Origin of the sequence: Bacillus sp. RE35 (assembly GCF_052146655.1) — a bacterium.
GTDB classification, from domain to species: Bacteria; Bacillota; Bacilli; order Bacillales; family Bacillaceae_G; genus Bacillus_A; species Bacillus_A cereus.
The window spans coordinates 927,611-946,600 of sequence record NZ_CP197377.1 but is presented as its reverse complement, the minus strand read 5'-3'; the positions used below and the strand labels follow the sequence as shown (position 1 = coordinate 946,600).

Sequence of the window (18,990 nt, the reverse complement as noted above, 5' to 3'; positions counted from 1 at the left end):
ATCTACAAAAAAGGAGAATTGTAGATGAATGATAACGAAAAACAACTTGATTTACGTATTAGACGTACACATAAATTACTGTGGGATTCCTTATTTGAATTAATGACGCAATCAAAACAGAAATATAGTACGATCACGATTAACCAAATATGTGACCGCGCTATGGTACACCGAACAACCTTTTATAAACACTTTGAAGATAAAGATGCTTTATTAACATTTGGATTTAAACGATACGGCAAGATGATTGCTGAAATACCGGTTTCAGATCGATTAAGTAAACCATTTCAAGTAATGGAACAATTCCTACATCATGAAGAACTCGGTAAAATATTAGAAACGCAAATGTCTGATGAACAATTCATTACCCGTACACATTATTTAAGTCACGAAACGAGAAAACAAGAAATAGAAGCATTAAATCAACTTTGCAAAAACCATACGATACCAAATGATTTAATCATTGAATTTTATTCAGGGGCAATCACCTCATTAAGCACATGGTGGTTTAAAAATAAAAAAAGCGTTTCTGCTGCTGAAATGGATAGGTACCTCCACCAACTTATTAATCGGGATATTTTTCAGTTTGAAAAGGAATAAGACTACACCTTTTCAATCATGCAATCAAATTGACCACAAAATAGGAATATGATATATTTTCCGTAGAATACTATATAAGTATGACATCAAATAAAATGGCATATAATAAAAAGAAGAGATGCGCTAACATCTCTTCCCTAACTGCTACCGCTTAGGGTGGTGGTTATTATAAGCTATTTCTTTTTGCGGAACCCACCCTTTTGCTTGTGACGGCGCGGAGTGGGTTTTTTGTTGTCCTTACCCAGAAGTTGCTTCCGCAAAAAATACGCTGAAACTTCGCGCACAGTCGCTTTTACAAATTCTTTTACAAGGTCAAACAAAAACTCCATATTATCACCCCCTCTCCTTCCAAATGGAAAGAAGGGATAACCACCCACCCTCACAATATGCAGTTGACTTTATTTTATCAAATGATTGTAAAGATATTATGTAAACAAAACAAATGAAATTTTACATAGAAAAATATGAGTTTATATTTTTTTCATTCTCTTCACTTAGATTTTCTTTTTAGATGCTATCTTCAAATAAGGTAGCATCTAAAAAATATTAAAAGGAATTTTCTCCCTAGTGTCTTCTTATATTTTATGTAATCTGCATATTTGACCTTTTCTACGTTCTTTAATTACTTACTGAATATAGTCATACAGATTTTTCGCTAACAATAAACAAGTTACTGTAATGAAAAGAGCACGAACATACCCACTACCTTTTTTTATAGCGAATTTGGAGCCAACAATCCCTCCAGCAATTTGAGCAATCCCCATTATAAAACCATATGCATAGTTGACTTGCCCTACATACATAAACATCAACAATGCACCAACATTACTTCCTAAATTAAGAAGCTTCGCATTACCTGCTGCTTTTAAAAAATCATACCCAATAAATAAAAGAGAAAACATTAAAAATGAACCTGTTCCAGGACCTAGAAATCCATCATAAAAACCAATAGCAAAAATAAAAAAGGTAAAAATAATGACGTGTCGACCAGACAATTTCTTATGAGTGGAAATACTACCCCAATCCTTTTTAAATATCGTATAAATAGCGACCGCCCCAAGCATAATCAGCATCAACGGCTTCAGTACTTCTGGATTCATTAAATGAACGGTCCATGCCCCTATTATGGAACCTATGAAAGTGAGCGGAACTAATTTAAACGCCGATTTCAAATCAAGATTACCAGAACGATAAAACACAATATTACTAGTTGCACTTCCCATTGTCGATGCTAGTTTATTCGTAGCTACTGCACTTGCTGGATTCAGTCCTGTAAATAATAAAGCTGGTAAAGCAATGAGTCCACCACCACCTACAACTGAATCAATGAATGCAGCTACAAATCCAAAAACAATCAAAATCATTAATACAGATGGGTCTAAATAAAAATCCATACTATTAACCTCCCCTTTAGTCACTATTCGAATAGTAACTAATAATTTGCTAAATGTAAACAGTTATTGTAACGTTAAAATATAAAAGCAAACATCGGAGGACGAAAAAAGTGGACTACATAGTGCAACAGCTTAAAAAAATTGGTTTCAATGAATATGAAGCTAAATCTTATGTATCTCTTGTTAAACAAGGGCCTGTCACAGCCTACCAAGTGAGTAAAGATTCGGGTGTCCCAAGAGCGCGAATTTATGAGATTTTAGGTAACCTTGTAGAAAAAGGAATTGTCATGAAGGAAGAAATAAATGACACCACTCGCTATTCACCTCTACCTGTTGAAATCTTTTTACAGAAGGCGCAATCAGAATGGCAGTCTACTTATGAAGGAATCAGTGATTCATTAAAAACACTAGAAACTTCCGAGGAAAAAACGGATAATCGAGTAATTACTTTAAAAGACAATCAAACAATCATTAGCTATTGTCAGGCATTAATAAAAAAAGCAGAACGACGTATTGTCATTTCAATGTGGGATGAGATGTATGAAGCGTTAAAAGAAGATCTATCTGAAGTAGCTGATAAAGTTACAATACAAGGTATTACCTTGCATGTTGAAAATCCCATTAAAAATCTAGAAGCCCATCGCATAACACCTTATACAGAAACCTTGTCTACAGAACATTGGTTTATTGTATCGATAGATTCTAAAGAAATGATTTATGGACCATCACTTGCAGAGCGTAATATTGCTTTTTATACAGATGACCCCGTCCATATATACTTATTAGAGGATTATGTATGGCATGATGTGTTAGTAAATCGACTTGTCCGACGTAACCAAGATGATTTGCAGCAGTGGATTACTGCAGAGAGAAAGTCTTTCTTTATGGGGAAATAAGAAACATATTCAAGAGCAAATAAAAAATTTTGCGTATTAAACCTAACAACTTCTCCGTACAAAAATAGCCGACTATTATATAGTAAATATTCGGCTATTTTTGTATAAATTTATACAGACGCTGCCATTACCCCAGCGATTAATGAGATAAACGCTTCTCCCACTCTTTCACCTTTTCAATTGTTACATCTAATTTTTTAGCTATTTCTTCTACACTCATTCCTTTAAAAAGCATTCCAGCTGCCGAAAGTGCTTTATCAATTTCTTCTTGCTTCTCTTGTTCATATAAACGACCTACTTTTGTCATCCGTAACCACTCCTTTACCTTTTTATATGCCTTCTTCTATTTTATCATCCAATCTCCACAAACCGCCCAAACTCCTTCAAAAACCTCAGCTTAAAACTCCCCACAGGCCCATTCCGGTGCTTCGCCACATGAATCTCCGTCATCTCTTTCTGCACTGTTTCCTTATCGTAATAATCCTCGCGATACATAAGCATAATGACATCCGCATCTTGCTCAATTTGTCCGGTCTCTCTTAAATCTGATAAAAGCGGACGCTTATCTTGCCGCGACTCTACAGAACGAGATAACTGTGACAGTGCTACTACACAAACATTTAATTCACGTGCTAATAACTTAAGCTTACGAGAAATCTCACTAATCTCTTGAAATCGATTGCCCTTATGCTTCGGATCGCCCGTAATAAGCTGCAAGTAATCTACAATAATTAAAATCTTTTTATCACCGTGCTTCCTCTTTAACTTACGAGTTTGCATCCAAATATCTTGTATCGTAACGCCTGCATTGTCGTAAATCTCAAATGGCAACTCACCAATCTCCGCAAACGCCTTACTTACCTTCTCCCAATCTTCCATCGCAAAACGATGCTTCGGATTTTTCAGCCTACCTCCTGACACTTCACCTATGCAAGAAGCCATCCTTTTTAACAATTGCTTACTACTCATCTCTAACGAAAACAATCCAACCGCCACTCCAGACTTCGCCGCATGTAGTCCAACATTAAGCGCAAACGCAGTCTTCCCCATAGAAGGACGCGCACCAAGAACGACAAAATCTCCTTCCTGAAGTCCACACGTCATTTTATTTAACGATGTATAACCAGTCTCAATACCAGTAATCTCTTTCACATCTTGATGAAGCTCCTCATACAAATCAACTAACGCATCCTTCAAATCAAACTCACATACAGAGTCTTTTTCCTCTAACTCACAAAGTGCCGTAATCGTCTCACCGATAACTTTCTCACTCTTCTCCGCAATAAGACGCTCTCCCATCTTGTGCCCGAGAACACCAGCCTGATACATTTTCCATGCACCTCGAACAAGCCCCTCATAATAAGAAAAATTGCTAGTAGTAGGCACACCATCCATTAACCCTATAAAATACTCCATTCCCCCGATCCCCTCTAAAAATTTCGGATCTACCCGAGAAATGAACGTCACAAGATCAATCGGTTGCCCCTCTTCTTCCATTTTTCGCATTAACTGAAATATAGACTTATGCACTGACAGAGAAAAATACTGCTCCGTCAAACGGCACTCCTTAATAAGCTCTCCATCAATTAATAGAGAACCTAACACCGTCTTTTCCGCCTCCACATTTTGAATACTCATGGACGCCACCCGCGCTCCGCTAAAAAGCGCTGCAACTCTTCCTCAGATGGCGCATTCTTCTCCCACTCCTCACACCTCGCCAAAAACTCCTCCGTCTCCCCCGTACTAACAGACGACTCCTTCTTCCGAAACTTAGCCGTATCTGCCTCAACCTCACACACTTTCGTAAACCCTTTCCCGTGCCAGCCTCTCAAAATGCCCTTCACATAAGCAACCGTCCGCTTATTATTCTCAAACGCAATTTGAAGCGCCTTCAACACAAGCTCCTCTGACAAATCTTCCATCCACGCACTCAGTTCCTCCACCGCAAAAGGAGACAAACTACCGAAATGTTGCTCATAAAAAGAAAACACACGACTTCCCGTTTCTTCCTCCACAACCTCTTCTTCCTTTGTCTCCTCACAAATCGGCTCAACATCATCCAGAGTCAAATCATCAGGCATACCGAAATGTGCTAAAAGCATCGGAACATTCAGCTCCTCCTCTACGCACTTCTGAAGAAACATATGTACAAACTCCTTATTCTTCACACCCTTCAGCTCACGAAGCACACACTTCTCCACATTCGTATTCGTCACAGGGTTATAACGAAGCCAATTCAAAACGAATAACTCCCGAGTCTCCGCATCATAAAGAATCTTCCCATAATCAATGAAGCGCTGCACAAGCTTATCAACAGTCTCCCGATTATAACCCGTCTCCATCTCCGCTAACCGCTTCGGAAAAGGAAAAATCCCGCACTGCGTCGTCTTCGAACAAGTTAACAAATACACATAAAAATACCGCTCCTCCGGCGTCAAATCCAAAACAAAATCATCCTGCCAAAAATTCACCTGCACATTACGATACACCGCCATCAAAGTTCCTCCCGTCTCCGTTCAAAAGTAAAAGCCCCTTTGTAATATATATAGGCGGGAGGGACGGGTTTTTGGCGTGTTATTTCAAAAATTTTTTTGACTACTACTACGGTGTTTGTTGTTGTTTTTGTTTTGTTATGTTTTTTCTTAGTGATTTATTACTTGGTAGGGGCTTGTAAGGGGCTTCGGAGGGGTTAGTTATCGGTTACTTCGATTAGAAAGACCCATCTCCACATTCTGCTTAAACCAATTAAATGAATCCACAAATCTAATAAAAAACATATTAAATTCCAATAAAAAAGACCATATCAAAAGCATACTCCGATGTCATTTTGATACAGCCCCATCTATATTCGCTTAATAATTTTAGAAACATAAAGATATTAAAAATTTAATATACCTACAAAACATTACTATCCTTTAAATAATCATAAAGCTTATTATCAACCGATTTCTCCATAATCATATTCATCGTAACAACCGGTAGTTCTTTTCCATTTTTATCTTGCATTTCAGTTTGTTCTACACTTGCTTTATCAGGTCTCGCTTTTCCTAAATAGTAAAAGTCGCTCCCCTCGTCATCATCTTTTTTCACAAAAATATGAACATCAATATTATTTTCTTTAGCGTCAATAATTGTTTGAACTTCCTTCGATTTTAATGTTCTATTACTTCTTGTATACCATTTAAGAACATCTTGATTAAGGAATTCATCACCGTAGTCCACACTGGATTCTACCTCATCATTTTTATGGTATGTGATAAATATTGGACAAGTATAATATTTTGTCTTATAACCATACATAGTTGAGCTCTCATCATTATGCCAATTTAAAAGTTTACACACATCTTTTCTTGAGTATTTTTTATATACAGTAAGGTTACTATCACACTCATAGTTTTTGCCCTTTTCCTTCGAACTTCTAACGATGTCCATAACCATATACTTAAAGTATTCATTTTGTTCTAAGCTTTTTCGAATAGAATCATTAAACATATATATCTTATTGTTTTGTAAAGAGAGAATTGGCTTTTCTCCATATTTCTTTTGACTGTTTTGTGAGAAAAACTCTAATTCAAAAATTCGTTGTACTGAAGTAATCGTTTCATCATCTGTTAAGCAATTAGATTGTTCAAGTTGTTTTACATACTCATCCTTATCAACTTTTTCTTTCTTTAATAATAAGTCTAACAAAACGATTTCGTTTTTACGTTTTCCATTTAATACTTCCAATGAAAGCATTGTTAAAACTTTGTTTTCGTACTCTGTTAATGTAGGCACATCTTCTTTCATTTTCAATAGGAACTGATAATAGTTCGAATATCCATCTACAAGTACAACTGGATCAATAGAATGGTTTACTATAAAGTCATATAAATATGGAATTCTTCCTATTCTATTTTTCAACTCACCAAACGCTTCCTTTAATAATTTCATTGCTGTTAAATTACTATTATTAATAGCTTTAAAGATTTGTTTTTTCGCTATCTCCTCAAAGTTAACTGTTGAAATACCTTTAATATAACTCGTGTCATTTGTATATCTGCGTATATTATCTTTATTTTGTGATCTATCTCCTGAAAGGGCAATTGGAATTAAATAGTTGTTTTTATAGTTTCCAATGAAATCAATAATCGTAACAAAATCTTTCGAATCATGTTTCCGGAGTCCACGCCCCAGTTGCTGTATAAAGATAATACTTGATTGAGTTTGTCTTAACATAACAACTTGATTCACACTCGGAATATCAATTCCTTCATTAAATATATCTACCGTTAAAATATAATCAAGTATGCCATTTTCTAATTGATTCACGCGCAATTCTCTTTCCTCTTGGGAATGATCTCCTGTTAATGCAAATGTGCGAAAACCTCTATTATTTAAGGCGTGTGATAATTGTTCTGCTTCATCTTTTCGGCTGCAAAACATTAGTCCTGTTACTTTCTCACCAGAAAAACCATAATATTTTACTTTTTCAACTATATGATCCACTCGTTCTTCTGTAACAAGTTTAGATAAAACTGTAGTGTCATCTATCTTTTCACCATTATATTCAAAATCAGTAACTCCAAAATAATGAAAAGGACAAAGCATATCTTCTTCAAGTGCTTCTTGCAAACGAATTTCATAAGCAATATTGTAATCAAATAGCTCATAAATATTAAAGTTGTCTGTACGTTCAGGTGTAGCAGTCATTCCCATTAAAAATTTCGGTTTAAAATAATCAATAACCCTATGATAAGAACTAGCACCAGCTTTATGAACTTCATCTATTAAAATATAATCGAATAGCTCAGGATCAAATTGGTGTAAAGTGTCCTCTTTTGAAATAGTTTGGATCGTCGCAAATAAATATTTAGCATTTATTTGTTTATTTGACCCTGATAAAATTCCAAAGTCCTCATCTATTCCACCAAGAACTTTTTGAAAATCTGATTTCGCTTTATTTAATATTTGCTCTCGGTGAACAATAAATAGCATCCGTTTAGGTGCAAAATTTCTGACATCAAATGCTGAAAGATATGTCTTCCCCGTTCCTGTTGCAGAGATAACTAAGCCTTTTTCTTTTCCAGCGTCTCGAATAGCTTGTATTTCTTGTAACGCAGCTTGTTGCATTTTATTTGGGTTAATTTTCAAAGCTTCTTCAATTGAATTATGATATTGACCAGGTAATTCTATAACTCGATCTAGTAACTTATTTTCTGCCGCTTGCTCATATATTGTTTCGTAATTTGCAATCAACTCTTCGGTTAATACTTGAGAATGCTCCCAAACTTCTTCAAATTGGTTTTTAAAATGCTGTACAATCTCTCCATCTTCATGCGATGTTAACTTAACGTTCCATTCATAGTTTACCTTCAAAGCATGTGCAGTCAGATTTGAACTACCGACAATTAATGAACAATGTGTTTTGTTATCAAATATGTATCCCTTTGAATGAAAACCAGATAAATTTGTTAATCTTACTTCTACATTTTCAAGTTTCATTAACTCTCTAAACACTTTTGGTGTATTAAAGTTTAAGAATGTAGATGTTAATATACGTCCTTTAACCCCTTTTTGTTTAAGATCAAGGAAATGTGATTTTAAAGTCGCTAGCCCACTTTCTGTAATAAAAGCTACTGAGAAAATAAAAGATGTACTATTTTCTAGCTCCTCCAATAATGAGCTTAAAACATTTTCATTTTTTTTCGTATTGTTTACTAATAATTTCGGCTTATATATTCCAGGATGATTATGTTTTTGATCAATAAACCCTTTATATAAAGACCCCTCTAATTTTTGAATAAAATTCTCCATATGATCACCATTTATGACAATTTTTTATATTAATTGTATTACTCACTGATTTAAAGTGCAAATTTATTACAAATATAAAAAACTATCCGTATAAAACGAATAGTTTTTTTCAAATTACTTTACAATCGATTCTTTTGATAATTTCTCAATAGTCGGGATATCCGCAGGTGCCCACTCTAAAGCTGCTAGTTCATTCGGATATAACCATTTAATTGCTACGTGCTCAGTTAGAACCGGACTTCCTTCAACAAGCTTACAATAAAAAGTTTTCAAATGAACAATACCAAAATCATACTCATAGGCTGTATAATCAATTTGCTCACCAATCTGCACGCTACAATGCATTTCTTCATCAATTTCACGCTTTAACGCCTCTTGAGGTGTTTCCCCCTCTTCTATTTTCCCACCTGGAAATTCCCACATAAGAGGTAGCGATTTAGATGGCCCTCTTTGTGCACATAAAATTTTCTCATCTTGGACAATTACCGCTCCAACAACATAAATATTTTTCTTCATTATTTCCTCCTTAAATCTCACAGAAACTCTATACTTTATGTTTCCACACTTTATAGACTGAAAAATGCCTTTTATATCTTTTAACGACTAATATATTTTTAATCAGTAAGCTAGATTTTATCTGTCCCTATCTAGCCCTTTTAATGTAATTAGCCTAACACTCTCATCTCTTTTATATTATATAGAAGTAACTACAAAAATAAAACCTGATTGAACACTTCCCTTTTAAGCCTCTTTTTTCACCATTTCCTCGTACCTAAAATCACTCTCCTCCAAAAACCCCCTACTCTCCCCACTCCCCTTATAAAACCCCTCCCAACCCCGCTCCCTCAAAATCCCCTTCCAACTATCACTCTCCACCATCCTCTTAATTACATCATCCCAATAAGCAACCTCTTCCTCCGTCATATCCTTTGGCCCCATAATTCCTTTCCAGTGCTGGAAGATGACGTCGATTCCTTGTTCTTTCCATGTTGGGATTTCTGGTAGTCGATCTAGGCGTTTTGGTGCGGATACGGCTAGTATTTTTATTTTGCCGGCTTTGTATTGTTTTTCGGCTTCGGATAGGGTCATGGTTGCGGTGCTGATTTGTTTGTTCGTTAGGGCGTTTATGATTTTTTCTTTGTTTTCGTAGACGAAGAATTGTAGTTCGGCAGGGTTTATACCGAAGGCTTTGCTTACTTGTACGAAGGATAGGTGATCGTCATTTCCTAGACCTGGGGCAACGCCGATTTTGAAGTTTTTCTTGTCTTGCTTTAGTTGTTCCATTAGTTGATTTGCGGTTTCTACGCTAGAGTCTTTTGATACGACAACGACTTCCCAGTCCGATGCTAATGTTGCGAGCGGCGTGAAGTCTTTATATGTTAGTTTACTGTGGCCTAGTAGGTTGTTCGTTATGAGTAAGCTTGAGTTAATCGCCAGTACGTGACCACCTTTTTGTTTCGTATATTTCCATCCGACATCACCGCTACCACCTACTTTGTTTGTGACAGTGATTGGTTTTGTGAAGATTTTTTCTTCTGTTAGTGTTTTTTGCATTGCTCGTGCTGTTAAGTCCCAGCCTGCTCCTGGAACGTTTGGCGCAACGATTTCTACTTCTTCTATGTTTACTGTATTCGTTTGAGATTTTTCCGAGGAACAACCAGCTATTACTCCTGTCATGATCCATATACATAGTAATAATCGTTTTTTCATAGTCCTCTTCCTATTCGGTATTTTCGTTCTGGTCGTCCGATAATGCCGTATGTGTACTCTACTGTGCATTCGCCGGTCGCTACTAAGTATTCTAAATATCTTCTTGCGGTTGTTCTGGAGGCCCCCATTTGTTCTCCCATTTCTTCTATTGTAATGCCCTCTTCAAATCCTTTTATAATCCCTTTCACTTTTTGCAGCGTTAACGGATCCACACCTGTCGGTAAGTTTTTTATGTCTTGTGTTTGTGAAGTACCGAAAAAGTTATCGATAAGTGCTTGATTCACTTCATTGTTACTATGTAATAGTTGCTTCTTTCTTTTATAGTCTTCAATTGTACGAACAAATTTTTCTAACGTGACTGGTTTTATAAGGTAGTTGCTTACGCCGTTTCGAATTGCTTTTTCTAGCATATAGTTTTCATTCGCCGCCGTTACCATAATGACGTCAACGCTTGGAAAGTCAGCATGAATTTTTGGCAATAAGTCTGTTCCAATTCCATCTGGTAAGTAATTATCTAATAGAAGCAAATCGATTTCTTCCCTTTGTAGTAGTTCCATCGTTTCTTTTGCGTTTAATGCTTTTCCGATCACTTTTACATCCTTTATTTTTAATAAAAACTCTTCCTGAACTTGCGCGACGCGGAAATCATCTTCTGCAATTGCAACCTTCAACATATGTCCATCCCCCTGTTTGTCATGTACTTTCTTTCAATGTTTTCGGAAGGTAAATTGTAAAAATAGCTCCCCCATTTGTCTCGTTTTGAATTTCAATTGTTCCCTCTAGTAGATCTACCATTTCTTTCACGTTTGCTAGCCCGTAACCACGATCAGTTCCTTTCGTTGAAAATCCTTTTTGAAAAATGGTCGTTATTTTTTCTGTCGGTATCCCTATCCCACTATCTATCACTTCAAACACAATATCGTGCCCAATATCCGTAACGAAGAAAGAAACTCTCTTCTCCTCTCGTTCACTTACCGCATCAAATGCATTATCAATTATGTTTCCAAGGATCGTAATAAGATGCGACACCTTTATATGGTCTGGTAACGGATGAAGCGCGCTATCTCCTTCAATATGAAAATCAATTTTCTTTTCAGATGCTGTTCCGATTTTACCTAATAAAATAGCTTGTACTTTCGCATCATGAATTTGATGGAATAAAATATGGTTTTGGCTTTGATGAATGTTAGATTCTTGTTGGATAAATTCAATCGCTTCCTTGTAATGTCCTAACTGAAGTAATCCTGATAAGACGAAAAGTTTATTTGTAAATTCATGTGTTTGAGCGCGTAAGTCCTCGGAATACTTTCTTACCTCAGATATCGTATTCACTAAGTTTTGCAGTTCTGTTTTATCTCTAAAACTACATACAACTCCCACCGTACTGTTATTTTCGAGTATCGGCGTCATGTTTAAAATAAACACTTTATTTTGAAACGCGATTTCTTGATCGTTTTCTAGCACTCTTTCCATATTAAATTCTGGTAAAACTTTTGAAATGTGTTGCTGCATATAATCACCATTTACAGATAGCATTTCTTCTGCCGAGGTGTTCATCATCGTAATAAAACCGTTTTGATCAATAGCTATAATTCCTTCTTTTATAGATAGTAGTATCGCACTTCTTTCACGGTATAACGCTGCAATTTCATTCGGCTCTAAACCGAGTGTATCTTTACGAATGCTACGCGCTAAAAGAATTCCACCAACAATTCCAGCTAGTAATACAGCTAAGGAAAAGAGGATAATTTCTTTCGTTCTGCTTAATATGTTAGATTCGATACCTTTTATTAAAAACTCTACTGTCACAACACCTACGACTTGATCATAGTCTCCGTTATGAACAATAATGGGAGCTTTCGCCATTAAAGCCGGACCACTTTCACCATTTCCTTCAAGCGTATAATAGCCACCAAAAGTGAGTGCTTCATAGTTATATGGATTGTTACTCTTTGTGCCAATTAAATCCGAATTAGAATGGGAATACATAACCCCAAAGCGATCTTCTATAATGACGTAATCTGCACCAGCTTGCTCACGAACTTGTTCCGCAATAGATTGAATCGTACTTTTATGCTCGTTATATTGAAAAGCCTCTTTTATAGCTGGCATAAAAGAAAGAGATTTAGCCGTTTGCAGCGCTAACTGTTCTACTTGGCGCTTCGTATCAACGGACTGAATGTAAACAAATATTCCTGCTAATAGGAGAACGACAAATAAAATTAACGTAATAATTAAGCTTACTATTTTCGTTTGCAATGATACTTTGCGTGATTTCTTCATATTTCATATCCTTTGATAAAATATTCAAAACTATCAATCTCTTTTTTCTATTATTATGACAAAACTGAAAATGAAGCAACTATTAAAAATATCCATGTACATAAAGTACAAAAAGAATAAAATTGTCATAATATTGAGATTTCAAATAAAGAACAGTACAATTCAAATACAATGAACACGCTTTCATATATACCTTTTATTACTAAGCAAGAGGAGGAATTAGTATGGCTCAAGCAAAATCTAATCGAGTCGCCGGCAATATTTTCAAAGGTTCTGTCGGTAATTTAATTGAATGGTACGACTGGTACGTTTACTCTGCTTTCGCTGTTTATTTTTCAGCAGAGTTCTTTCCTAAAGGCGATCCAACGAGTCAGTTACTGAACACAGCAGCTATTTTCGCAGTTGGATTTTTAATGCGCCCTATCGGAAGTTTATTAATGGGACGCTATGCAGATCGGCACGGACGCCGGGCGGCATTAACCCTTTCCATTACGGTTATGGCCGGTGGTTCTTTAATTATCGCCTGTACACCTAGTTACGAAAGCATCGGTATTATGGCACCAATTATTTTAGTTCTTGCTCGTTTACTTCAAGGGTTGTCACTCGGCGGAGAGTACGGAACTTCCGCAACGTATTTATCTGAAATGGCTAGTAGTGGACGCCGTGGTTTTTATTCAAGCTTCCAATATGTAACGCTCGTTGCTGGACAGATGGTTGCGTTAGGTGTTCAAATTGTTCTTCAGCAATTACTAAGCGAACCAGATATGAAAGCTTGGGGATGGCGTATTCCATTCATTATTGGAGCGATGGGCGCAGTAGCTGTATTATGGCTTCGCCGCACGATGGATGAGTCGGAGCAGTTCTCAAACATAAAATCACAAAAACGTGAAAGCGCAGGAACCATTCGCGCTCTTATGAAACATCCGAAAGCAGTATTAACAGTAGTCGGCCTAACATTAGGAGGCACTGTTGCATTTTATACGTACACAACATATTTACAAAAGTTCATGGTAAACACAGTCGGCCTTCCGAAAGAAGTTGTAAGCTGGATTAACTTTGTTGCACTACTTATATTCGTCGTACTTCAGCCAATTGCAGGGCTATTATCCGATAAAATTGGACGCCGCCCACTATTAATGGCATTCGGTATTCTCGGAACATTACTAACAGCACCGATCTTCTTCTTCATGGAAAAAACGACAGAACCAATCGTAGCATTTTTACTCATGATGGTCGGTCTCATTATCGTTACTGGTTACACATCAATTAATGCAATTGTAAAAGCAGAACTCTTCCCAACTGAAATTCGCGCACTCGGCGTAGGTTTACCATATGCACTAACAGTCGCGATATTCGGCGGAACAGCTGAGTTCATCGCATTATGGCTAAAAAGTATCGGAATGGAATCACTCTTCTACTTCTACGTAGCTGGATGTATCGCGATCAGCTTTATTACGTATTGGCGTATGGATGAGTCATCGAAAACTTCGCAGATTGAGGCGGAGCTTGGTGGTGGGGATAAATTAGTTAATAATAAGTCTAGTTAAAATTATGTATTCTAGTATCTTCGTTTATTTGAAAAAGCATAATTCACTAATATGCAATTTAAAAACCTCTACTTATATGTAGAGGTTTTTAAACTTTATAACAAAAAAGATATCCAAATCTACTTCTCTTCTTTTTTGATTATGACATGTATTATTTGTAATAAATCATTATGAAACGAAAAAAGAAGATTATAGGGGTAACATCTCATGTCTATCAACTTAAGAAAAATATATACCTACTTTATAAGATACACCAAGTTCAAGTATTCTCTCATTTCAAGCCTTGAAATGCGGTATAATACTTGAGCCATTTTTTCACACTAAAACTTGAAGCCTGTCTACCATTTACACATATTTCTACATATAGTAAGTAAAGCTATCATTCGAAAACACTAGCGGTTCGTTTCACTTCGTGGTAAATTAAACCAATTGAAACATAAAAATCATTTCCAAAATGAAGATAATAATTTATAAATGTAGTTAACGTTCTATTCTTAGTAAAAAGTTAAACAAGGTGATAATTTAAATCATTTAGAAGTTTTCTATCTAATTATACTAAAGTTGAGTGGTGAAACTAATATGAGCCAATGGCTAAGTAATGATAAAATAGCAGACCATGATTTTGGTGGTTGCATATTAAAATTTTTACTAGGTATGAGTATCATTTTTATACTTATTCTATACCCTATTTATTGGCTGTTTTTTCAAGAAAACGAAAAACCTCTTGTAAAAAATACGTCATCCAACCAAGCAAATCAAATAGAAATTACGGGAATTTCTTATGGATATCTCTCCGATGATAAATACATAAAAATGTACTTTAAAGAAAAAAACAAACTTGTAGAGAAAACAAAAGTAAGGGTAGCTAATTTTAATATAATTAATAGTTTAGACCTCTATGAAATTTCATGGAAAGATAATACTAAAGTTGTAATAGTAATGAAATTTGAATATGAAACGAAAACATTGGAATATGATTTCGAAACTGGAACAATAGGTGGATATATTAATAGTACAAATAATAACTTACTATAGCCTAATTCCAAATATGTAGGATACACCTCCAAAATCATAAGAATCTTTTCATATTATTTCTATTAAAACATCGAAAAGAGGTGGCACTTTGAACAAATGGGCTATATTATCTTTAATATGTGTACCTTATGCTCTTTTAACTATAGTAAATGAACATACATTAGAAATAGGTGGATCAGCGAATATCTTTTGGAAAATTGGTTTATTTGCACCACTTATAGGCGTTTTATTTTCAGCTGGAGCCAGTAAAACTTACCAACGCGTTATGCTTGCCGTATTTAATTTAAGTTACTATTTTGCACTTTACATCTATATGATATACACTTTTTAAAATACTCTTATACTTGTTTTATGAACATATATTTTTGGGAGAAAATCATAAAAATAAAACATACTATTTCTCTTGGTCAAAGACTTTTAACTAACTATACATTTTATAAATATTTCTCCCCATGAATCTAGTAAAATTGTAGTGGAGTTGAATTTTCCTTCAAAATATTTCTTATCCTTTTTATAATTTAATAGTTGGAAAGACTCATAGTTATTAGATGAGCTCTTCAATTCCCAAATTTTCATTTTCCTTCTCCCTTATATTTAATCTATTCATAAATTATTTCGGGCTATTTAATTTTAAGCTGCCATCTAATAAACGTATTCTTATGTCATGTAAAGCTGCAACAGCGTCTGCTTGAGTACCACCATATTCTTTAACTTCTTTTAGTACCTTAGTTACCTCTTTCATATAATCCGTACCATGGTTACCTATATGTAACACTTCAGTAGTCACATATTCATTTACTTTATACGGTAAAAATACTCCATTAGCAGCAGAATCATGGTGTATTCCAAATTCTTTTAATAATTCTTGTGCTTCAATAGCTCTTTTATCATTCCAAGGTGTTAGGTGATGTGCTGCATTAGAATATGGGGGTGGTTCAATCCCTGCATCTTTTCCCCCATGCTTCAATCGCTTTTTCTGCGTTATGAATCCCTCCAAAACCAGGATGTAGTGGCAGCGGAACACCAACAGCTTGACCACCACCAATATGGTGATGGACTAATTTAGTTACACGTAATCCAGTAAAATCATATTGTAGAAATTCCCCTCTAAATCATTAAGGATTTAGAGGGGAATTTCTTTATCACATAAGTAATATCATTTCTTATTAAATTTACTGTGTATCAGTTCAAAGAATTTATTTGTACCAAGTGAAATTGCGCCAATAATAAGAACACCAATAATAAAATAAATCTTTTTAAATAAGTTGTAAGGAGATAAAATAGCAACTACAAGAAGTATTATAATTGCAACGAATGTGACTAATTTCCCAACTTTAAATGCTTGCATATCAGCTTTCCTCCTTCTGGATAAAAACAGCCAATATAGTCATACATCACAGGTTCTTTAACCATAAGTTTTTGTTTCCTTCCATAAATCACAATACTTAAAATTCAATAAACCTCTTTAAAAGGTTTCATGTGTTCTACCCCCATCTTCTATATGCTTCCTTAAATAATAGTACCTATGGAGTTCCATAATGAAATGAAACAACATAAACGAAAGCATGGAGTATACACACATTAATACAATTGCTACCATCTTTTGTGTTGCAAAACCAAGACTGATATTAGCAATGAGTTGACCCAATCCTACAAAAGCCAATACTCCGAAACCAGAGTTTTTTTTCGATGATTTTGATTTTTTGATTGGTCCCTGAAGTTTTTTAATATGATTTTTATAATAATAATGCAAAGCAAAAATATACAAACCAACTGAAAAAATAAAATAGATGGGAGTTTGTAATCCTAACATTCCATATGCAAACTTTTGGGTTATAACTAATAATCCTACTGAACATACGATGCCAAATACTCCACGAAATAGAGTGTATTGTAATTGCCGCTTCCTAGGATTTATAACAATCCATATTGCCCATACATTTAAAAAAGCAACTGGTGGAACTATTATGTACATATATATCGGTTGAACAGGATTCGCAAAAGCAGGTAAAAGCACAAATATATCTGCTATCCCAATCACAAGAGTAATTATAGTCGATCTTATATCATTTACAGCATAAAGAGCCATATAATATTCAAAAGCTTTTTTATTAAAATCTGTATTTTTTTTCATGTTAATTAAACCACCCCGCTACTGTTGACCAAGCTTTTTTCGAACCCGTTTTCACCCTATCCTTAATACTATTATCTTCACCATCACCATCTAAATCAACATCCCATTTTACACCTTCTGTGAAATATTATTCCCTTCTCGAAAAGAAGATTAACCCATTAATAAAATCTAAGCTTATCAAAAATTTCAAAAAGCCAAAGATTTTGCTGGGATCGAATCTATTGGGACTCACACCATGTGCAAAACCTTCGGCTATTGGTTCTATAAACAAACAAAAGATTTCGCTATGTTGTAAGAAATACTCAATCATAGCACCTCATAAATTACACTAAAATATATTGGTATAAATAAAGAAGAAAAAGGTAATATACTAGATAATTTCTATATCTAATCATATATGATCAACATAAAGAAAAATTTGATATACAATCAGATTTAAAAACATTACTTAATAATTCTTTGAATTAAATTGGAGCTGATTCTTCCCTTAAAAAACATGATTACTATATATTTCACCAGAATACAAATTCAAAACCATTTAATTAAAGACTAAAAAAAGCATCTATCTTTAGATGCTTTTTTCAATCCAAAAACTATTTTTCTTTTTTCCATGATATTCGAAATTCCCCACCATGTTCTTCCGTTTTAATTTTAACCTTATATGTATCATCCTTAGGCACTTTAATATTTTTTTCGCCTTCGCCACTATTAAACTCTAGTATTGTATTATCATTTGAATCCACAACATAAGCAATTATAGTTCCTTGTTTAGTTTTATCATCAAAAGAAAAAATCCAATTCTCACCTTTTTTAACTTTCCTATCTTGAGTTGCAGATCCAGTAAATTTTCTATAATCTCCAGAGATACTACCTGATACACTATCTGAAGAACCATGAACTTTACCACCAACAATAGTTCCCTCTCTTGTAAAACAACCACTAAGAATTACTAAACACAAAACAAATAAAATTGTATTTTTAAAAATTTTCACTATCATTACCCCTTCTATTCCCAATAAAATTTTCACCATTAAACTTATAAAAATAACTATAATAAAAAATTATATCCATTAAGATATATATGTTTTATTATAGTTATAAATTTCAAATTATTATTTCAAATCTTCACGCAACTTAATTTCATCCTCATTTATGTAACCAGTAAAAATAACTTCTGATATGTATTCATGGTTAAAAAACATATTATATTCAGTTGAAACATTTCCAATAGGATAATAACAAGCCACATAATCCCAAGTTTCCTTAGTTTTTGAATCTTCCTGTTTTCTACCATATATCATCAAAGGTTGCTCCCATGTTTTAAATTTCACAACCGAACCTATTGGAAGTAATGTATCCTTTTCTATTTTTCCCACAATAATTCACCTCTTTATTTAATGAAAATTTTCCCTATTTTATATAAAACTAAAAAACTGATAGGAATTGTAATTAAATATATTAAAGAAAAAATCATTTTTTCCTTAAAATTATATGTAACATCAAACAATGTAAAAATAATTGTACCAAAAAAACAAATAACAAAAAGAATTGTTAAAACTTTTTTCAAACCTTCTAAAGTCATTAAAAATACTCCT

General features: G+C 34.5%; 21 protein-coding genes and 4 pseudogenes. 6 read left to right on the top strand and 19 right to left on the bottom strand.

Annotated features, from left to right (window positions below):
• Positions 1 to 24 precede the first annotated feature (24 nt).
• Positions 25 to 600 (top strand): TetR/AcrR family transcriptional regulator, encoded by a 576-nt coding sequence (locus tag ACTL4X_RS04925; protein ID WP_000999319.1) that lies wholly within the window; start codon positions 25 to 27, stop codon positions 598 to 600.
• Positions 601 to 773: 173 nt separating this feature from the next.
• Here ACTL4X_RS04925 and ACTL4X_RS04920 read toward each other — a convergent pair whose 3' ends face one another.
• Positions 774 to 929 carry a hypothetical protein gene (locus tag ACTL4X_RS04920; RefSeq protein WP_000394755.1) on the bottom strand — a complete coding sequence of 52 codons (156 nt, stop codon included), beginning with the start codon at positions 927 to 929 and terminating at the stop codon, positions 774 to 776.
• Positions 930 to 1,226: 297 nt separating this feature from the next.
• Positions 1,227 to 1,994, bottom strand: coding sequence for a TSUP family transporter (locus ACTL4X_RS04915; RefSeq protein ID WP_000348456.1), 768 nt, complete (start codon positions 1,992 to 1,994; stop codon positions 1,227 to 1,229).
• A gap of 110 nt (positions 1,995 to 2,104) precedes the next feature.
• Here ACTL4X_RS04915 and ACTL4X_RS04910 point away from each other — a divergent pair, with 110 nt between their 5' ends.
• Entirely contained in the window at positions 2,105 to 2,890 is a 786-nt protein-coding gene (locus ACTL4X_RS04910) for a TrmB family transcriptional regulator (RefSeq protein ID WP_142408513.1), read from the top strand.
• A gap of 139 nt (positions 2,891 to 3,029) precedes the next feature.
• Here the strand turns inward: ACTL4X_RS04910 and ACTL4X_RS04905 are convergent, their stop codons facing one another.
• From ACTL4X_RS04905 to ACTL4X_RS04870, 8 genes are all read right to left on the bottom strand, one after another.
• A complete protein-coding gene (locus ACTL4X_RS04905; protein ID WP_000169783.1) occupies positions 3,030 to 3,197 on the bottom strand; it encodes a hypothetical protein in 168 nt (55 codons plus the stop codon).
• A gap of 44 nt (positions 3,198 to 3,241) precedes the next feature.
• On the bottom strand, positions 3,242 to 4,528 hold the full coding sequence (gene dnaB, locus ACTL4X_RS04900; RefSeq protein ID WP_227078107.1) for a replicative DNA helicase: 1,287 nt from the start codon (positions 4,526 to 4,528) through the stop codon (positions 3,242 to 3,244).
• Positions 4,525 to 5,385 carry a DnaD domain-containing protein gene (locus tag ACTL4X_RS04895; RefSeq protein ID WP_441394992.1) on the bottom strand — a complete coding sequence of 287 codons (861 nt, stop codon included), beginning with the start codon at positions 5,383 to 5,385 and terminating at the stop codon, positions 4,525 to 4,527. Before ACTL4X_RS04895 ends, dnaB begins: the two co-directional genes overlap by 4 nt.
• 400 nt (positions 5,386 to 5,785) lie before the next feature.
• Positions 5,786 to 8,686 carry a DUF3427 domain-containing protein gene (locus ACTL4X_RS04890; protein ID WP_048538040.1) on the bottom strand — a complete coding sequence of 967 codons (2,901 nt, stop codon included), beginning with the start codon at positions 8,684 to 8,686 and terminating at the stop codon, positions 5,786 to 5,788.
• A 114-nt stretch (positions 8,687 to 8,800) separates the two neighbouring features.
• Complete coding sequence (locus ACTL4X_RS04885) at positions 8,801 to 9,202, bottom strand: (deoxy)nucleoside triphosphate pyrophosphohydrolase (protein ID WP_000739608.1); 402 nt, start codon at positions 9,200 to 9,202, stop codon at positions 8,801 to 8,803.
• A gap of 225 nt (positions 9,203 to 9,427) precedes the next feature.
• A complete protein-coding gene (locus ACTL4X_RS04880; protein ID WP_322367447.1) occupies positions 9,428 to 10,396 on the bottom strand; it encodes a tripartite tricarboxylate transporter substrate binding protein in 969 nt (322 codons plus the stop codon).
• Positions 10,393 to 11,070 carry a response regulator gene (locus ACTL4X_RS04875; protein WP_078186840.1) on the bottom strand — a complete coding sequence of 226 codons (678 nt, stop codon included), beginning with the start codon at positions 11,068 to 11,070 and terminating at the stop codon, positions 10,393 to 10,395. Before ACTL4X_RS04875 ends, ACTL4X_RS04880 begins: the two co-directional genes overlap by 4 nt.
• A gap of 19 nt (positions 11,071 to 11,089) precedes the next feature.
• The gene (locus ACTL4X_RS04870; RefSeq protein ID WP_322367448.1) at positions 11,090 to 12,679 is read right to left on the bottom strand and encodes a sensor histidine kinase; all 1,590 of its coding nucleotides are present in this window, start codon (positions 12,677 to 12,679) and stop codon (positions 11,090 to 11,092) included.
• 224 nt (positions 12,680 to 12,903) lie between these two features.
• Here ACTL4X_RS04870 and ACTL4X_RS04865 point away from each other — a divergent pair, with 224 nt between their 5' ends.
• From ACTL4X_RS04865 to ACTL4X_RS04855, 3 genes are all read left to right on the top strand, one after another.
• Positions 12,904 to 14,226, top strand: coding sequence for an MFS transporter (locus ACTL4X_RS04865; protein WP_044783267.1), 1,323 nt, complete (start codon positions 12,904 to 12,906; stop codon positions 14,224 to 14,226).
• Positions 14,227 to 14,805: 579 nt separating this feature from the next.
• Positions 14,806 to 15,261, top strand: a complete 456-nt coding sequence (locus ACTL4X_RS04860; protein ID WP_441394991.1) for a hypothetical protein — start codon at positions 14,806 to 14,808, stop codon at positions 15,259 to 15,261.
• Between the two features lie 88 nt (positions 15,262 to 15,349).
• Positions 15,350 to 15,592 (top strand): hypothetical protein, encoded by a 243-nt coding sequence (locus ACTL4X_RS04855; protein WP_001045662.1) that lies wholly within the window; start codon positions 15,350 to 15,352, stop codon positions 15,590 to 15,592.
• A 95-nt stretch (positions 15,593 to 15,687) separates the two neighbouring features.
• Here ACTL4X_RS04855 and ACTL4X_RS04850 read toward each other — a convergent pair.
• The 6 genes and pseudogenes from ACTL4X_RS04850 to ACTL4X_RS04825 all read right to left on the bottom strand — a co-directional run.
• Positions 15,688 to 15,837, bottom strand: a pseudogene (locus ACTL4X_RS04850) (imm11 family protein); the annotation flags it as partial.
• Between the two features lie 34 nt (positions 15,838 to 15,871).
• Complete coding sequence (locus tag ACTL4X_RS04845; RefSeq protein WP_000680285.1) at positions 15,872 to 16,228, bottom strand: AHH domain-containing protein; 357 nt, start codon at positions 16,226 to 16,228, stop codon at positions 15,872 to 15,874.
• Positions 16,197 to 16,310 (bottom strand): annotated as a pseudogene (locus ACTL4X_RS04840) (hypothetical protein); the annotation flags it as partial. The pseudogene ACTL4X_RS04840 and the gene ACTL4X_RS04845, both read right to left, overlap by 32 nt.
• 107 nt (positions 16,311 to 16,417) lie before the next feature.
• Entirely contained in the window at positions 16,418 to 16,609 is a 192-nt protein-coding gene (locus ACTL4X_RS04835; protein WP_001147554.1) for a hypothetical protein, read from the bottom strand.
• A gap of 11 nt (positions 16,610 to 16,620) precedes the next feature.
• Positions 16,621 to 16,713 (bottom strand): annotated as a pseudogene (locus tag ACTL4X_RS04830) (DUF4176 domain-containing protein); the annotation flags it as partial.
• 13 nt (positions 16,714 to 16,726) lie between these two features.
• Entirely contained in the window at positions 16,727 to 17,395 is a 669-nt protein-coding gene (locus ACTL4X_RS04825; RefSeq protein ID WP_151639784.1) for a hypothetical protein, read from the bottom strand.
• Positions 17,396 to 17,522: 127 nt separating this feature from the next.
• Here ACTL4X_RS04825 and ACTL4X_RS04820 point away from each other — a divergent pair.
• Positions 17,523 to 17,786: pseudogene (locus ACTL4X_RS04820) on the top strand (tyrosine-type recombinase/integrase); the annotation flags it as partial.
• Between the two features lie 202 nt (positions 17,787 to 17,988).
• Here ACTL4X_RS04820 and ACTL4X_RS04815 read toward each other — a convergent pair.
• The 3 genes from ACTL4X_RS04815 to ACTL4X_RS04805 form a co-directional block, all read right to left on the bottom strand.
• The gene (locus tag ACTL4X_RS04815; protein WP_176505817.1) at positions 17,989 to 18,426 is read right to left on the bottom strand and encodes a hypothetical protein; all 438 of its coding nucleotides are present in this window, start codon (positions 18,424 to 18,426) and stop codon (positions 17,989 to 17,991) included.
• Positions 18,427 to 18,507: 81 nt separating this feature from the next.
• The gene (locus tag ACTL4X_RS04810; RefSeq protein WP_000515962.1) at positions 18,508 to 18,771 is read right to left on the bottom strand and encodes a DUF4176 domain-containing protein; all 264 of its coding nucleotides are present in this window, start codon (positions 18,769 to 18,771) and stop codon (positions 18,508 to 18,510) included.
• A gap of 14 nt (positions 18,772 to 18,785) precedes the next feature.
• Entirely contained in the window at positions 18,786 to 18,977 is a 192-nt protein-coding gene (locus ACTL4X_RS04805; protein WP_000171320.1) for a hypothetical protein, read from the bottom strand.
• Positions 18,978 to 18,990 lie beyond the last annotated feature (13 nt).

Bases quoted from the DNA above. Each gene is read 5' to 3' on its own strand.
- ACTL4X_RS04895 (WP_441394992.1), bottom strand. From the start codon at position 5,385: ATGGCGGTGTATCGTAATGTGCAGGTGAATTTTTGGCAGGATGATTTT.
- ACTL4X_RS04880 (WP_322367447.1), bottom strand. From the start codon at position 10,396: ATGAAAAAACGATTATTACTATGTATATGGATCATGACAGGAGTAATA.
- ACTL4X_RS04905 (WP_000169783.1), bottom strand. From the start codon at position 3,197: ATGACAAAAGTAGGTCGTTTATATGAACAAGAGAAGCAAGAAGAAATT.
- ACTL4X_RS04835 (WP_001147554.1), bottom strand. From the start codon at position 16,609: ATGCAAGCATTTAAAGTTGGGAAATTAGTCACATTCGTTGCAATTATA.
- ACTL4X_RS04915 (WP_000348456.1), bottom strand. From the start codon at position 1,994: ATGGATTTTTATTTAGACCCATCTGTATTAATGATTTTGATTGTTTTT.
- ACTL4X_RS04875 (WP_078186840.1), bottom strand. From the start codon at position 11,070: ATGTTGAAGGTTGCAATTGCAGAAGATGATTTCCGCGTCGCGCAAGTT.
- ACTL4X_RS04890 (WP_048538040.1), bottom strand. From the start codon at position 8,686: ATGGAGAATTTTATTCAAAAATTAGAGGGGTCTTTATATAAAGGGTTT.
- ACTL4X_RS04920 (WP_000394755.1), bottom strand. From the start codon at position 929: ATGGAGTTTTTGTTTGACCTTGTAAAAGAATTTGTAAAAGCGACTGTG.
- ACTL4X_RS04825 (WP_151639784.1), bottom strand. From the start codon at position 17,395: ATGAAAAAAAATACAGATTTTAATAAAAAAGCTTTTGAATATTATATG.
- dnaB (WP_227078107.1), bottom strand. From the start codon at position 4,528: ATGAGTATTCAAAATGTGGAGGCGGAAAAGACGGTGTTAGGTTCTCTA.
- ACTL4X_RS04860 (WP_441394991.1), top strand. From the start codon at position 14,806: ATGAGCCAATGGCTAAGTAATGATAAAATAGCAGACCATGATTTTGGT.
- ACTL4X_RS04925 (WP_000999319.1), top strand. From the start codon at position 25: ATGAATGATAACGAAAAACAACTTGATTTACGTATTAGACGTACACAT.
- ACTL4X_RS04885 (WP_000739608.1), bottom strand. From the start codon at position 9,202: ATGAAGAAAAATATTTATGTTGTTGGAGCGGTAATTGTCCAAGATGAG.
- ACTL4X_RS04865 (WP_044783267.1), top strand. From the start codon at position 12,904: ATGGCTCAAGCAAAATCTAATCGAGTCGCCGGCAATATTTTCAAAGGT.
- ACTL4X_RS04870 (WP_322367448.1), bottom strand. From the start codon at position 12,679: ATGAAGAAATCACGCAAAGTATCATTGCAAACGAAAATAGTAAGCTTA.
- ACTL4X_RS04805 (WP_000171320.1), bottom strand. From the start codon at position 18,977: ATGACTTTAGAAGGTTTGAAAAAAGTTTTAACAATTCTTTTTGTTATT.
- ACTL4X_RS04815 (WP_176505817.1), bottom strand. From the start codon at position 18,426: ATGGTGAAAATTTTATTGGGAATAGAAGGGGTAATGATAGTGAAAATT.